This is a genomic window from Bifidobacterium kimbladii (assembly GCF_032193675.1).
In the GTDB taxonomy this organism is placed as follows: domain Bacteria; phylum Actinomycetota; class Actinomycetes; order Actinomycetales; family Bifidobacteriaceae; genus Bombiscardovia; species Bombiscardovia kimbladii.
Genome location: NZ_JASTZZ010000002.1, coordinates 328,094 through 342,817 on the forward strand (window position 1 = coordinate 328,094; position 14,724 = coordinate 342,817).

Annotated in this window: 13 protein-coding genes; 4 read left to right on the forward strand and 9 right to left on the reverse strand. The window is 52.5% G+C overall.

The annotated features are described in order from the left end of the window. Positions 1–39: 39 nt before the first annotated feature. The 4 genes from QRX41_RS04655 to QRX41_RS04670 form a co-directional block, all read right to left on the reverse strand. Positions 40–2,208 (reverse strand): hypothetical protein, encoded by a 2,169-nt coding sequence (locus QRX41_RS04655; RefSeq protein WP_313839025.1) that lies wholly within the window; start codon positions 2,206–2,208, stop codon positions 40–42. Between the two features lie 75 nt (positions 2,209–2,283). Further along, the gene (locus QRX41_RS04660; protein WP_045923854.1) at positions 2,284–3,123 is read right to left on the reverse strand and encodes a carbohydrate ABC transporter permease; all 840 of its coding nucleotides are present in this window, start codon (positions 3,121–3,123) and stop codon (positions 2,284–2,286) included. After that, entirely contained in the window at positions 3,120–3,974 is an 855-nt protein-coding gene (locus QRX41_RS04665; RefSeq protein ID WP_045923853.1) for a carbohydrate ABC transporter permease, read from the reverse strand. The genes QRX41_RS04660 and QRX41_RS04665 overlap by 4 nt, the downstream gene beginning before the upstream one ends. Before the next feature lie 169 nt (positions 3,975–4,143). Next, positions 4,144–5,508 carry an ABC transporter substrate-binding protein gene (locus tag QRX41_RS04670; protein WP_045923852.1) on the reverse strand — a complete coding sequence of 455 codons (1,365 nt, stop codon included), beginning with the start codon at positions 5,506–5,508 and terminating at the stop codon, positions 4,144–4,146. Positions 5,509–6,070: 562 nt separating this feature from the next. Here QRX41_RS04670 and QRX41_RS04675 point away from each other — a divergent pair. Further along, positions 6,071–7,819, forward strand: a complete 1,749-nt coding sequence (locus QRX41_RS04675) for a glycoside hydrolase family 13 protein (RefSeq protein WP_313839028.1) — start codon at positions 6,071–6,073, stop codon at positions 7,817–7,819. 77 nt (positions 7,820–7,896) lie between these two features. Further along, positions 7,897–8,937, forward strand: coding sequence for a LacI family DNA-binding transcriptional regulator (locus tag QRX41_RS04680; RefSeq protein ID WP_045923850.1), 1,041 nt, complete (start codon positions 7,897–7,899; stop codon positions 8,935–8,937). Between the two features lie 96 nt (positions 8,938–9,033). Here the strand turns inward: QRX41_RS04680 and QRX41_RS04685 are convergent, their stop codons facing one another. Then, on the reverse strand, positions 9,034–9,744 hold the full coding sequence (locus QRX41_RS04685; protein ID WP_313839029.1) for a histidine phosphatase family protein: 711 nt from the start codon (positions 9,742–9,744) through the stop codon (positions 9,034–9,036). A gap of 65 nt (positions 9,745–9,809) precedes the next feature. Between QRX41_RS04685 and QRX41_RS04690 the strand changes: the two genes are divergently transcribed. Beyond that, the gene (locus tag QRX41_RS04690) at positions 9,810–10,175 is read left to right on the forward strand and encodes a DUF4235 domain-containing protein (protein ID WP_313839030.1); all 366 of its coding nucleotides are present in this window, start codon (positions 9,810–9,812) and stop codon (positions 10,173–10,175) included. A gap of 106 nt (positions 10,176–10,281) precedes the next feature. After that, positions 10,282–11,100, forward strand: coding sequence for a nitroreductase family protein (locus tag QRX41_RS04695; RefSeq protein ID WP_313839031.1), 819 nt, complete (start codon positions 10,282–10,284; stop codon positions 11,098–11,100). Positions 11,101–11,282: 182 nt separating this feature from the next. Here QRX41_RS04695 and QRX41_RS04700 read toward each other — a convergent pair whose 3' ends face one another. The 4 genes from QRX41_RS04700 to QRX41_RS04715 all read right to left on the reverse strand — a co-directional run bounded on the left by QRX41_RS04700 (position 11,283) and on the right by QRX41_RS04715 (position 14,343). After that, positions 11,283–11,534 carry a hypothetical protein gene (locus tag QRX41_RS04700; RefSeq protein ID WP_313837257.1) on the reverse strand — a complete coding sequence of 84 codons (252 nt, stop codon included), beginning with the start codon at positions 11,532–11,534 and terminating at the stop codon, positions 11,283–11,285. 195 nt (positions 11,535–11,729) lie between these two features. After that, the gene (locus QRX41_RS04705; RefSeq protein WP_313839033.1) at positions 11,730–12,668 is read right to left on the reverse strand and encodes an aldo/keto reductase; all 939 of its coding nucleotides are present in this window, start codon (positions 12,666–12,668) and stop codon (positions 11,730–11,732) included. 69 nt (positions 12,669–12,737) lie between these two features. Next, positions 12,738–13,490, reverse strand: coding sequence for a tyrosine-protein phosphatase (locus tag QRX41_RS04710; protein ID WP_313839034.1), 753 nt, complete (start codon positions 13,488–13,490; stop codon positions 12,738–12,740). A gap of 193 nt (positions 13,491–13,683) precedes the next feature. After that, the gene (locus QRX41_RS04715; RefSeq protein ID WP_313839036.1) at positions 13,684–14,343 is read right to left on the reverse strand and encodes an SDR family oxidoreductase; all 660 of its coding nucleotides are present in this window, start codon (positions 14,341–14,343) and stop codon (positions 13,684–13,686) included. Positions 14,344–14,724: the final 381 nt, after the last annotated feature.

The following is a 14,724-nucleotide window of genomic DNA, read 5'->3' on the forward strand; positions in this document are numbered from 1 at the left end:
TTCTGATTCGTCCAAACTTGTATGTCGGCTATTGATCGCTTAGGAAATCGCGATAGTCATATCAATCCGCTTCCGTGGGCCCACTATCTCTTTCAAAACTACTGAAGAACTGTCGAACAGCCTGACCAGCTGAGCTTCCATCCTCCTGCTCGAACCATTGATTTTGACATCTTCAAGCATGGAATTTGCGGGCATGCAAAGTTGTAGACGAGCATGGATATCGCGACCTGTGTTGTTTACTAGGCTAAGCTTTTTGTCGTCCACCACAAAATCCACTGTGCCATCCAGAAAAGCGAAACCGGTGAGGCTAGCCTTGCGCCAAGGCAGATACGGTGCAAAGCTTACAGAGCTGGTTTTCGCATCGGTTTGTATTCCGAGAATGTCATGGAGTATGAGACTCACGAATTCACCACCGCACCAGCCGCACTTTCCCAGACCTCGTTTTACTCGATTCGCATCCGTCTCGTCATGTTTAAACGGCCACCACCAAAACGACCCATCTAAATCGGTTGTCCTACGTATTGCTGCAAAAGCCTGCCGAAGATCCTCACGATTCCTTGTCCGCTTCAGCAAACACAGGTGCCCAGGATATGAAACGCCATTGCTTCCGTCGAAATCCCAGAAATCAATGCCGCGGGAGATCCGGGCATAATATGGATTAGCTGTGCTATGAGCCCAATACATATGGTTGATGATGCGGCGATCATCACGTTTGGTAAAACCATAAACGCTTGCAAGCGCCAAATCACTTTCCTCAGCATCATGAATTGGCACTAGAGTGCCATCGGCATATGCACCTTCCACGAACTGCTCACCCTGACCGAAGGACCCCACGCACAGCGTTTCAATGGTCTCCACGAGTTGTGAACGAATCGACGACAGCGTCTCGATCGTGCTGTTATCAAACAGAGCATGGAAATCTTCAATTAAGGCATCTGCAGCTCTCCATGCAAGCATATTGGAACCAGTATGAAAGTCCCCGCGTGACAAGCCATCGGAAATGAAACGCGTGGCATACAATGATCCTCGATCAGGCCGGTCGGCGATCATGCACCTTGCAAGCTGATGAAGATAATCGACAATCACCGAATCAGGCTGATCCACTGAGTCGTAGCCATAACGTCGAAAAATCATCGAGAGGACAACTGCGCCCATGCAGGCGTTACCCAAAGAGTGCCGATACGACGATTCACCTGCTTGGCCTTCTTCAGAGGTACCCCACGGTTCGCCAGGAGCACTGGCAGCGCAAAGATATCTAGCGCACCTATATGCCAACTGTGGATTCGTATCAACTAAGCCAATAGCCGTGTAGGAAAAATCCCTCATCCACACGTCAGGTTTCGGGTTGACATTAGACCCCCAGAAAGAGCCGATGACCTCACCGTCAGCAAGTTGAAGGACACTCTGCCTAGCAAGTTCAGCCGCTCGAGTCAGCTCCTCACCAACCCAAGGCTCTTCTGGTACTTCTAACACTCCTTGTGAGCCCACGGACTCTAAGACTTTCTCAAGTGCGCAATCCATTTCCTCAAGAGTTACCACTCGAGGCGATGGAAGCACGTCGACGGCGAATCTACAGATGCAACCGATCTGTATCATCTGTCCGGCATCCATGCTCACCTGGCAGCTGCCATGGTTATCGGTATTACCGTCAGCAATCAGCGTTACGTCCGTTGCCAAATCCGGCCACTTTGATTGACCTGATTCTTCGCAATCCAACTCAATATTCAGCGTATGGGACGAATCACTCTGATTTCTCACCTCAGCCAGCAGGAAAACAGCACTCGCCTTTGTCTCATAGACAGCTGGCACGAATACCCGCAGCATCACTTCGACGTCGCGCCGGCAGAAGCAAAAAACAGGAACGATGCCTTTTTCGAAGCTCAGCGACGGCTGTTGAAAAGGTCTGCTGTCAATCGACATGCGCAATCCGCAATGACCATCAAAGTAAGCCAATTGTTTTTTTGTGTATACGCCTGGGGCATCAGAACCCCGCGCATCCTGAGACCCCACACCGACTACTGCACGACGAACGAATGCCGAACGATCTAGCGAAGCCAGAAGTCGATTATTAGAAACATCTACACAAAATGGGTAATCATTATATCGAGGTATCTCATCCTCTGGAATATAGTCGTTCGGCCATTCCAATCCTGCCGCAGCATACAATGAAGACCGGTTACGAGCACCGCCTTTGGCATCATAGCCCATAGAGACCGACTGGCACATTATTGGTTGGAAGCCTCTTATTCCGCTCGATTTCCTACTGGTTACTTCACCCACAGCTCACCCCTTTACAGCTCCAGTAGTGATACCCTCAACGATGTATCGCTGGCAGAGCACATAAAATACGACGACCGGTATGATGGCCAAGACCAGGCAGCCCATCATGGCGCCCAGATCGACTGCGCCATAGCCGCCTTTTAGATATTGCACTGCTATCGATATTGTTTTGTATTTTCTGATATCCAATGTCAGATATGGCAGCAAGAAGTCATTCCAGATCCACATGGTTTCAAGAATGGCCACGCTCATGACCGTCGGCTTCATCATGGGCAGGATGATTCTGAAGAAAGTCTGTGGAACCGATGCCCCATCAATCATGGCTGATTCCTCGACTTCCATTGGCAGCGATTTCACAGCCCCTGTAAATATGAAGACTGCGAGACCGGCACCGAAGCCCAGATAGATTACCCACAAGCCCCAGGGCGTGTTCAATCCGAGCATGTCCGTAATTTTGGACAGTGGAAACATGATCATCTGAAAAGGTACAATCATGTTGAAAAGGAACAACACATAGATGAGCTTTGCGAATTTGTTGTTAACGCGAACTATCCACCAGGCGCACATAGATGTGCATAGCAGGACCAACAAAACGCTTCCTACGGTCAGGATAATGGTCCACCCGAAGCTGACCAAAAGATTCGTACGCTCAATGCCGCGTCGATAGTTTTCCAGTCCTGCATAACTTTCTGCATTGGGCAAGCTGAAAGTTTCTGTGGAAATATATGCCTTTTTCTTAAAGGAGTTGATGACCACTAGGATCAACGGATAAATCCACAGCAATGAGACCAGCGAAAAGAACACGGTCCACAAACGGCCGTGACGCAAGGTGCTTTTGCTCACAATGCCACCTCTTTCCTTGCAGAGAGGCGATTCTGAGCAATCGCCACTATCGCGACAATAACGAAGAAGATGACAGCCTTGGCCTGCCCGACCCCCTCCATGCCAGCGGTTCCGTAGAAGGTTCGATAGATATTGAGCGTGATCAGCTCGGAATTATTGGATGGAGCACCGTTGGTCAATGCGAGGTTCTGATCGAATGTCTTGAATCCGTTGGTTATGGTCAAGAATGTGCACACCGTGATGCTGGGCATCATCAGGGGCAGAATTACGCGTCGCAATGTCTGACCTTGGCTAGCACCATCCACCTGCGCGGCTTCGATGACATCCCCTGGCAAAGCCTGCAACCCGGCGATATAGATAATCATCATGTAGCCAATTTGTTGCCAGCAGGTAAGTATCACCAGGCCCCAGAATCCGTATGTCGCCGAAAAGGTGATAGACCGGTTCCAGAACGACAGCACACCATTGAGCAGCAACTGCCAGATGTATCCTAGAATGATGCCACCAATCAGGTTAGGCATAAAGAAGATGCTACGGAACAATGTCGATCCACTGATTTTCTTGGTCAGCATATAGGCGATCATGAACCCGACAACATTTATGATTACGGTAGTTATGACTGTAAATAGAACTGTAAGCACTAAGGAATGTATGAATTCCGGGTCACTAAAGACACCTGAATAATTACCAACACCAATCCATTCGGCATCGGTAATAGTAGTGAAGTTTGTGAAGCTTAAGTAAATGCCGAGAATGAAAGGCACTACAAACCCCACCATAAAAGCTACCAAGGTCGGTAAGGAGAACAACATCCACCATTTACGTATGGATTTGCCTATCATCGATATCATTATGTTGCTGACTTTCTAACATGGAGCGGTCGCCAACTTTGCTTGGAGCAGCTTTTAAGACATCACTGACGACGAAGCTGGGGGCAGATTCATGCGTTTTGCACGCATCAAGGGTCTGTCCCCGTCGCGCGATGCTGTTATTCAGACGACCGCTTTCGTCTGCGATCGATTAGTGAAGTTTAGTGGCAGTGGGCAAGGCGCCGGTTGTTTGTTTGACCTGCTTCCAATCCTTCTGCCAACCATCAATATAGCTGTGCTCGACATTGTCCCAGTCCTTGGTACCTTGGGTATACTCCAAAAGGGCGTTGGCCAGGTTGTCGCCCCACTGTGTGCTGGGGAGGTTGAAACTACGGACCAGCGGCTTACCTTGCTTCTCATAGGCTCGTGCGGACAAAGTCAAGACATTGTTGGGCTGGTACTTGTCGTTGAATGCCGAGAAAGGTACGGAGAAACTCATCTTATGCGAAAGAGTTTCCTTGCCTTCTTCGGAAGTGACCATCCACTTGATGAACTTCAGCGATGCTTCCTGATTGGCCTTGCTGGTTTTTTTGTTAATAGCCCATGAAGCATCATATACAGATGCAGGTCCCATTTTTTCTTCACCGGGAATGCCCATCCAATAAGGAAGCATACCCATATCCTCATCCGCCACCTTGTTATTGCGGATCAAAGGATAAGCCCAGACCCCTTCAGGGAAGAAAGCCACCTGTCCCTGAGAGAATTCAGCAACACAGTCGTCATAGGTCTTATTGCTGGCAGTCTTTGGATTCGACGGGCTGCTGGCAACTTCGAGGTCAAAAAGATCCTTGTAGTTCTTCAAATAAGTGCCCTTCAATTCAGGCTTGAAGGTGGTATTGGAGTCCTGATATTCGTAGAAAAGCGGTATTCGTGACATATGGGATACGAACCTGTGCTCATCGGAAGCGTCCACAGACGGCGTAGTCACTGCACCTTGCAGGCCCAGATCGTCTTTGTGCTCCTGAATTGAAGTGATCACTTTCTTTAATGTCGCGTAATCCTTGATTTCGTCGACGCTTTTAACTACTGCATAGGGTTTAGTCCCATATTCGTTGATGATTTTCTTATTGTAGATGATGCCATAATATTCAGCTGCGAAGGGGAAGGTAAAGGAATCGTTGCCGTCCTTCATGGAATACTCCTTGCCATTCTTATCCAGGAGCTTGTAAACATCAGTATCCTGAATAGGCAGCAGATACTTCTTAAATTTCGGGAAGTTATCCATGCCGATACTCAAAATGGTCGGCGCATCCTTCTTGGCCAATTCCGACTGTGTAGTCTGATCTAGTGTGTTGGTCGCAGCTGTGACGATATCAACCTTAATGCCTGTCTTCTTCGTGAAATCCTTTGCCAGCTGATGGTACTGATCGGCAACTTCGGATTTGTGATTAAGGAAATAAACCCTTCCCTTGTCGGAACTGGAAGCGGACGAACCGCCGCCACAACCTGCCAAACCCACAGCCAGCATGGCTACCGTGGTCATGACGGTCATACTTTTCACGATACCGCTGCGCATATTGCTCACGCTCCTTTGCGAATTCTCATGGACACTTGCAGTATGACACCTACTGCAACCGTTGTCAAATATGAGGAAAATAATCAACACTTCAAAATCAAAAGGACATCTTATTTAGCTGATATTGCAGCTATTTGCTTCTATCAAAAACAGAAACAACGTATGCATGAGTTCCAATACTTCTCTATTTTATTGCCTTTAATGGCAGTCAGTCGAGGTTATTTTTATATTCAAGACCCCTTATTGTTCTATAGTTTCGGTAATGAGTCTTCATAGCTGATCAGATGCCTTATAATAATTGCATGGCGTAATGAGTTATTGCAACTCTCAATTGCAATCGTTGTCATCTCTATAGTATAGGTTATCTGTATACCACTTGCTGAAAGAGGAGGCCATAGGCGGCGAATAAAAGCAATACGGATCGGTATGTCTTTTCGATCGATCCGATAGGGACATCCATCCAATAATCGTACAGGTTGGCAGTGCAGCCGGCATGAGCAACCAGGCATATCGGTGGGGCCACTTACCTGTTGCCGCAGCACAATGTCACAGGAGGAGCATTATGCAGCAGATGCAGAAACGGGACGACTGGTGGAAACAAGCGGTCGTCTATCAAATTTATCCACGTAGCTTCAAAGACTCGAACAAAGACGGGATTGGCGACATCGCTGGAATTACGAGTAAAATAAGCTATCTGGATTACCTAGGAGTCGATGCCATCTGGCTTTCACCCTTCTATCCTTCTGAACTGGTCGACGGTGGCTATGATGTCATTGACTACCGCAATGTCGACCCGCGTCTAGGAACTATGGCGGACTTCGATACCATGACAGCAACAGCTCACTCACATGGGATCAAAGTCATTGTTGACATTGTGCCCAACCATACATCGGATCATCACCCTTGGTTTCAGGAGGCTCTTGCCTCACCAAAAGGGTCTGAGGCCCGTAACCGGTATATATTCCGTGACGGCAGAGGTCCTGATGGTTCCATTCCTCCCACTGACTGGATATCAGAATTCGGTGGCTCCGCATGGAAACAAGTTGAAGACGGCCAATGGTATCTGCACATATTTGCTTCCGAACAACCCGACTTAAACTGGAAGAATGCGGATGTGCGCGAAGACTTCAAGCGCACGCTTCGCTTCTGGTCCGATCATGGAACCGATGGGTTCCGCATCGATGTCGCACATGGCCTGGCCAAAGACGTATTAAACCGGCCTCTGGAAGAGCTAAACCAATGGACCCTGCAAAACAAAGATAATCCAGATGGGAGTAATCCTCTCTGGGATCGTCCGGAGGTTCATGACATCTACCGCGAGTGGAGAAAAGTATTTGATGAATATACACCGGCCCGGTTTGCGGTTGGAGAAGCTTGGGTCGAGCCGGATCACCAATACCGTTACGCCTCCAAGAATGAATTAGGACAGGTATTCAATTTCGAATTTGCCAAGGCCAATTGGGATTCCTCAGAAATTCGGAATGCGATTGAGGATGGTCTCCAAACAGCCGAACGCTCCCGCTCAACGGCTACATGGGTAATGAGCAACCACGATCTGGTTCGACATGCCAGCCGTTATGCGTTGCCGCAGATCCACTCCCGAACACAGCATCAATTAGCTAAGGACTGGGTGCTACGAAACGGCGAGTCCTATGAAGAAAACCGCGTGCTAGGTACACAGAGGGCAAGGGCCGCTATCCTACTTGAAATGGGCTTGCCCGGGTCTGTATACATTTATCAAGGGGAGGAATTAGGTCTCTTTGAGGTGGCAGACATTCCGTGGGAGCGCTTAGAGGATCCGACAGCCGTACGTTCGAAAGGACCTTTAAAAGAAAAGGGACGTGACGGCTGCCGTGTCCCCTTGCCTTGGGATGACCATGACTCCCCCGAGCCAGCATCATGGAATCAGAAATTCGGGCAGAACGGAACCTTCGGATTCTCCACATGCAAATCCGGGCAATTCGTAAAGCCTCACCTGCCCCAACCCATGTGGTTCGCAAGGTTCTGCGTTAATCGCGAAGAGTCAGATCCATCATCCATGTTGAGTCTCTACAGACAGGCCATAGCTAAACGTGCACGATTGTTGACAGAGATGCCTAATACATCTCTGACCTGGCTGACGGACTATGACGATCCGAAAGTGATTGCATACACCCGATCATGCAGCAGCGGAAATGGCAAACTAGCAGTCATCACCAATTTCGGCGAACGCCCCATTCCTTTACCTGCCGGTAGCATAGTTCTTGCTTCATTAGAAATCGTAGACAACCTTCTTCCTCGAGATGCCACTGCATGGATATTATTAGAGTGAACATTTACGACCGATCCCCGCATTAGAAGGAGAGCTCGGCCTGCGAGCGCTGGGAACAACTGAAAGGCGGCAACCTTGTGAATGCGACAATTCAGGATGTTGCTGCCTCGGCACATGTATCGGTTTCCACAGTCTCACGAGCTTTCAACAACCCTTCATTGGTATCCGACAAGACAAGGGCACGGGTACTTGAGGCAGCGCGCCGACTGAACTTCTCCATCATGAGATCAGCTACTGTACTGAAATCAGGACAGTCGCTACGTATCGCATTACTGATTAACAGCCCTATCCAGTCCTGGTTCAATTCTTCAATCTTGGAAGGGCTGAACACAATCTTTAACCCGGCTGGCTATGACATTGCTATACGTCGAATTCTGACCCTTCAAGAACGACAAAACTTCTTCCGTGATCTCCCTATCAGGCGCAACGCTGATGCAGTCATCGTAACCTCGTTTGACATTGACAAGGACGAAGTTGAACGACTTCATTCAGTAGATGTTCCTCTTGTCGGCATCAATTCATCATTATCGGAGCTGTTCGACGCAGCAGTCAATATTGATGACGTGCAGGGAGGCATGCTGCTGGCACGTCATCTCCTGTCATTGGGGCACCGAAATATTGTCTTCATCATTACGGAGATGTATGCTTCAGTACTTCATTTCAGTGCGCAAAAGCGCGTTAATGCCTTTCTCGATACCTGCCGAGCCAATGGAGTGGAACCCACCATTATCAAGGTTGCAGACAGCCATGACCAGATAGATGATGCTTTAACGCAAATATTCAGCCTTTCATCCCTTCCCACTGCTATAGCTTGCCAAGAGGATGGTATAGCCGTGCCCTTAATGTTTGAATTGCAGAAGAGCGGCATTGAGGTACCTGTCACAGTCTCGGTGACAGGTTTCGATGACAGCCTGTACGCTCATGAAGTCGGATTGACTACAATCCATCAGGATCCCATACGACTTGGAGAGATTGCCGCCAAGAAAGCTTTAGACCTTATTGCGGGCAAGAAAATAACTAACCCTTGCGAAACAGTACCTGCGAGGCTAATTCTACGCAGCAGTACATCCCGTCCAAGGCATGAGGCCGAAAGCCTCACATCTGGACGACAACCATAACGCACCATGGATTACTGCTCGACCAGGCTTACGGTATCCCGTTCAGACTCAATCGAAATCGTCAAACCCACTAAGACAAACTGATATTCAGCTCAATCACACGTTCCACTGCCTGAGCACACGCTTGCCCTGGTAGATGCCAAGAACACCGTAATGCGCCGTATTCATCCGGAACAGCTGGGCCTTATGGGGATCCAAGTCAAGCCACTGCGTCGTCAGGATGCGCAGGATGTGGGCGTGCGCCACCAGGAGCACATGCCGCCCCGAACACACCAGGGGCTCGAGCCATTCGACGATCCCACGCGCACGGGCAGCTACCTGATCCAGACTTTCGCCCTGAGTCACATGTACGGAAACGGGACTGCCTGAAGGCAGATCGACCACCCGGTCGCCACTCAGCTCATCGATGCCCAAAGCATGCGGACCGTCGATCCACAGTTTCCACTCACGGCCAAGGCTGGCCACCACATCCTGAGGACGGTGCCCCTCGGCCGGACCGTAATCCCACTCCAAGATCTCATCCATCGGCGCCGGATCAGAGAAACCGGCCAGCTCGGCTGTCTGTCTGGCTCGTTGCAGGGGGCTGGAAAAAATGCAGTCAGGGTCAAACCCATTGGGGAAGGCCTTAGCCAGCCTTTGACCCGCCTCTTTGGCCTGTTCGCGCCCTTGGTCAGTCAGGGGGATATCAGTGCGCCCCGTATATTGTCCGGTTTCGCTCCAAACTGTCTGACCATGCCGCAGCAGCACAGCGTAGCCTTCGCTCTCGGTCGAGGCATCATTGCCCGACGTATTCTTCGCAATGTCCATGGATAGCAGTTTAACCCACGGTCCGGTCACGCCCCAGACCCCCAGGCGTGTGGGATAATGGACCCATGACGGACTCAGGACGGGAACCTGGCGGGATGGCCGACCAAGTGGTCGGCATGCTTCATCAGGTGGATGGCAAGGTGAATGACATGCGCAACTCGATTGAATCGGACCCGGAATCGCTGACAGACAAGCTGGTCAAGTTTGCGCTTCCCAGCATCGCCGCACTGCTGGCTGGCAAGCTCTTCCAAGCCTTCTGGGGCGGACTGGTCCGCAAGCGCAACGGAGGCGCGGACAGCCCTGAAGAGGATCAGGAGAGCGCTACCGCCGGCCTCCTCTTTGGCGTTCTGTCGGCCGCCGTCACCGCTCTGGTCTCAGGCCTGTTCGAGCGTGGTTCCCAGGCTCTGATCGATCGCCGCCATCAGAGCTGAAAGCACAGGACGCTGACTGATAACCAGGCTGGTCCTGATAACGCTGATTGCGTGATTTTGACGACAAGGTCTTGCATTGGCAGGCGTTGACGGCCAGAATGTCAAAATGACCTTATCAAATTCACAGAAAACCCCGGCCTCGAATCCGGCCGACAATCCCACCATACGGACCTTGCTTGAGCGACGCTCCATCCGCGGATTCACCGACGAACCGGTTGACGACCAGACCATCGCCCTGCTGGAGCAGGCGGCCCAGCATGCAGCGACCAGCCGATATTTCCATGAATGGTCGGCCGTCAGGATCACGGATCATGATGAGGCGCTGGCTATCGCCGATATGGCTCATCAGCGCTATGTAGCCGAAGCCCCGTTGCTCTACATCTTCCTGGCCGACCAGCGCCGCAATGCCGATCTGGTCCGGCGATTCGCCGATGATCTGGATCCGGACACCACCCTGCTCAACACTGGTTATGTCTTCCTGCAGTCACAGAACGATGCGGTCCTGGCCCTGCACGCCATGGAGACCGCCGCCAACGCGCTGGGCCTGGGCGGCGTCATTCTGGGCAGCGTCATCAATGACACGAACAGATTGATTGATCTGCTGAAGCTGCCCAAACTGGTCTATCCGGTGCTGGGTCTTGCCATCGGCCATCCGGCCCAGGATCCGGATCCCAAGCCCAGGATGCCTCGTCAGGCGCAAATCTTTACCAACACCTATCAGCGGGCCGACGATGATGCAGGCATGAAGGATGCCTTGGCTGACTTCGATCAGACGGTCACCCGCTATTATCGCGACATCCGGCACCTGGACGACCCCCACCGCTCGTTCAGCGCCATGATGGCTGACAAGGTTCGCAATCCCGCCTCCGGCCATGAACCCATGCTGGATTCGATCCGCCGACAGGGCTTCGACCCAGCCTGCTAGGGCAACGAAATCCCTGCTGGCCAGACAACTGCAGGGCTCACCTGATATGTTCACCAGCCTAGTTCACCGGCCTTAAGTGAACAGACAAAGCCCAATCGGCCCCTAACAGCGAGATCAGCGGAATCCGATCTTGCTGTTAGGGGCCGGCAGAGTCAATCAGCATCAACTCGGCAATGACTGCCTCACCTGCGACGAGGCTTGTACCCACGTTTGCGGCTATGCGGTTTCAAAGTTCGCGAGCCCATCCTCGTGCGCTGGTAGGAGCCCGGCTCATGACTGGTCAGATGCCAGCTTCCGCAGTAGTCGCAACGGTAGACCCACAGAAGAACGTTGCGTTCGACCATGCTGCGGTCGGCGGCCTGCTGGGCCTTGGCCCGATCGTGATACATGATCTTGGACGTAGCAGCGCAACGTCGTGGGGTGAAATAATGCATGACAGCGTACGACTACCTCGAAACCGATCTGACTTTCCTTCTGCGCACTTATACACTCATAGCGCCCAACGCCTGGCCAGACAAGCCCTGTCAGATGACGCAAGCCGATGATGCAAGATCAGACTGGCAGGGCGCAATCGTTCATAACCCGAAGCAATTAAAGCCGGGTGGACGTGAGCGACCCTAGAGCACAGATCAGGGCAGGTCGTGACCGGCGCTCAGGTAGAGGTCGTACCATTCCTGAGCGGTCAGATCCACATCCGCGCCGGCGGCCATCTGCGTGATGCGCTCGGGGTTCATAGATCCCAGAAGCACCTGTATGCCCGCGGGATGCCGCAGAATCCAGGCCACAGCAATAGCGCTTTTGGCTACCCCATGCTGCTTGGCCAGTTTGTCCAGCTCGGCGTTGAGTTCGGGATAGCGGGGATTGTCCAGGAAGACCCCGTCGAAGTATCCTGTCTGGAAGGGGCTCCAAGCCTGAATGGTCATGGACTTCAGCCGCGAATAGGCCAGAAGACCGCCATCATGATCCAGGCTGGGATCGTCGCCCATATTGACGTGGATCTCCTGGTCGACCATGCCGGTGTGCCCCAGGCCGAACTGCAGCTGGTTGACCTCCAGCCGCTGGCTTACCGCGCTCTGCAGCAGCTCCACCTGCATGGGGTTGACGTTGCTGACGCCGAAGTGCCGAACCTTTCCACTGGTCTGCAGTTCATTGAAGGCCTCGGCCAGATCGCCCAAGTCGACCAGGGTGTCGGGACGATGCAGCAGCACGAAGTCGACATGGTCGGTCTGCAGGTTGACCAGCTCCTCATCCAGGGCCTTCAGCAGGTGATCCTTGGAGAAGTCGTAGCGGGTGATCTGGTCGCTGTCCGGGTTGCGGAAGATGCCGAACTTGGTCTGGATGCCCACGCTGTCCCGGTCTACGCTCAGATCCTTCAGAGCCTGCCCCAGAGCCCGGCTGCTGGCCCCGGCATGGTAGCAGTCTGCAGTGTCGAAGAAGTCAACGCCCGCATTCATGGCCGTCTCCACAATGGTCCGCGCTTCCTCGCGGCTCTTTTGATCGATCCGCATGACCCCCAGGGCCACACGGGAGGCCCGGAATCCGGACTGTCCTAAGTTCATGTATCGCACAATGTCCTCCTCGCAATTAACGTCTAGGCTCGAGTCTACCCGTTCCAGCCGCCTTCCAGCCTTATGCGGTTACTCAAGCAGGTTGCGACGCAGGGCCTCTACCTGGTCTGGCCCGAACCCTAGGGCCTGCCGCGCATAGGTAAAGACGTCCCCATAGGCCTCGATCATGGTCTGTTGGGCATGAGCCAGGTATTCTTTCTTGACGCAGAGCGCAATCTCTAGCGCGTCCAACGAATCCTGGTCGAAGCCCTTGGCGCGGAATTGGTCCAGCAGCTGATTGTTGGCCGCGACCCTCTCTTGGTTGGTCTTCAGATAGTCCGCGAATATCTGGTCGTCGTCCACCTCCAGCAGCCAGAGCACCAGGGCCGCGGCGAACCCGGTCCTGTCCTTGCCGGCAAAGCAGTGGAAGAGCGTAGCCCCCTGTGTGTTGTCCACGACGATGCGCAGGAACTTCCCATACCCCTGCTGGGCCGCAGGATTCATGACCAGGTCATGATAGACATTCAACATGTGGCCGTTGACCTGCTCCGCCAAACCCAGCGAGGCGAAATCGTCCAAGCTGGCGCCGCCGGTGCCGCTTTGCTCCAACAGATCGATGTTGGTAAAGGTCACGCCATCGATCCTGTCGTCCGGACTTTCCTGTCTCTCAAAGGGCCGTCGGAAATCCACAACCTGCGTCACCTGGTAGCGGTCGACCAGCTCCCTCTTCGTATCTTCGTCCAGACCCACCAGCTCTCCTGATCGGATGAACTTGTGCTGGCGGACCCGGCGGCCATGGATGGTCCGCATGCCACCCAGATCCCGGAAATTGGTGATGTTCATTGACGACCTCCTTCGGTTGCGCCCAGTCCCCACGCCAACCCCACCTTCATAAAGGTCACTGGGACGCAATGCGCCAGCGCGCGATCAACAGCATAAAGGCAACAAGCAATGCAACCAAGGTACCATTCCTGTTGCTCTGCAGACACGCCATAGTCTGTAGGCGGACATTGCTCTTGAGGAATTGGCGGTTCTATTACTGGTTTGCAGTCAGGGCCTTGCTGATGGGCGTGCTGCCGCCGATGATGTTGTAGATCCTGCCTATGGTCTGCTCCAGGTCGACGCAGTCGGCCAGGCATTGTGCCACATCGGCGATCGGTATGGGACCGGGCCCGTCTGGCTCGACCTGGATGGTTCCTGTGCCTTCCTGCTCGGTCAGGCTGCCTGGCTCGATAATGGTGTAGTCCAGCCCGGAACCGATCAGGTATTGGTCGGCCATGTTCTTGGTCACGTAATAGTCAGCGAGGGCATCGATAGCAGGTTTGACCTGGGGCTGCTCCCAGCGCAGCCAATCGGCTGCATACATGGCTCCCAGCATGACATACCTCGTGATGCCGACCGCTTTAGCGGCCTCTATGGTCTTCATGGCTCCCAGGGCGTCAATCTGGTTGATGTCCTTGCCACGCGATCCTGCAGTGAAGACGACAGCATCCGCATGCGACTTGCGGAATGCGTCGGTTACTTGGGAAAGCGGGTCATGCAAATCCAGCGTGATTGGTTCTACCTGCTGGCTGGCGGGAATCTTCGAGGCCTCTCGTGCGCAGGCAACCACTTCATGACCGGCTTTTACCAGATCAGCGCAGGTCAATGCACCTACTCTGCCTGTGGCTCCTACAAGAATGATTCTTTTGCCCATGTTTATCCGCTTTCTCCGCATATGTGTTTTTGTGCGCCCGATTCGGCTGCTTTCCATTCTAGATGTCCTGGATCAGAAACAACAGGCGGCAAAACAAGCCAGAGCTTCCGGATCAGTGATTTCGAATATCAAATCGCAGGCCGCTCAAATACAAGTCAGCATGAGTACGAAGCAACTTTTTCATATTCCGCTTAACTGTGTTCAGTTACTTGGAATGTGGCTGTGCGAGAAGGCATGAATCTTTAAGCCCAAGTCTGTTGCGGATATGAAAAAGGGAGGCATCTCCAAGGATATTGTCCTGGAGATGCCTCCCTTAATCACGTTTAGTGGCGGCGGTGTGCTACTCTCCCACACTCTTCCGGGTGCAGTACCATTGCCGTG

Bases quoted from the DNA above. Each gene is read 5' to 3' on its own strand.
- QRX41_RS04715 (WP_313839036.1), bottom strand. From the start codon at position 14,343: ATGGGCAAAAGAATCATTCTTGTAGGAGCCACAGGCAGAGTAGGTGCA.
- QRX41_RS04655 (WP_313839025.1), bottom strand. From the start codon at position 2,208: ATGGGCTATGATGCCAAAGGCGGTGCTCGTAACCGGTCTTCATTGTAT.
- QRX41_RS04665 (WP_045923853.1), bottom strand. From the start codon at position 3,974: ATGATATCGATGATAGGCAAATCCATACGTAAATGGTGGATGTTGTTC.
- QRX41_RS04710 (WP_313839034.1), bottom strand. From the start codon at position 13,490: ATGAACATCACCAATTTCCGGGATCTGGGTGGCATGCGGACCATCCAT.
- QRX41_RS04690 (WP_313839030.1), top strand. From the start codon at position 9,810: ATGACGGACTCAGGACGGGAACCTGGCGGGATGGCCGACCAAGTGGTC.
- QRX41_RS04695 (WP_313839031.1), top strand. From the start codon at position 10,282: ATGACCTTATCAAATTCACAGAAAACCCCGGCCTCGAATCCGGCCGAC.
- QRX41_RS04670 (WP_045923852.1), bottom strand. From the start codon at position 5,508: ATGCGCAGCGGTATCGTGAAAAGTATGACCGTCATGACCACGGTAGCC.
- QRX41_RS04685 (WP_313839029.1), bottom strand. From the start codon at position 9,744: ATGGACATTGCGAAGAATACGTCGGGCAATGATGCCTCGACCGAGAGC.
- QRX41_RS04700 (WP_313837257.1), bottom strand. From the start codon at position 11,534: ATGCATTATTTCACCCCACGACGTTGCGCTGCTACGTCCAAGATCATG.
- QRX41_RS04675 (WP_313839028.1), top strand. From the start codon at position 6,071: ATGCAGCAGATGCAGAAACGGGACGACTGGTGGAAACAAGCGGTCGTC.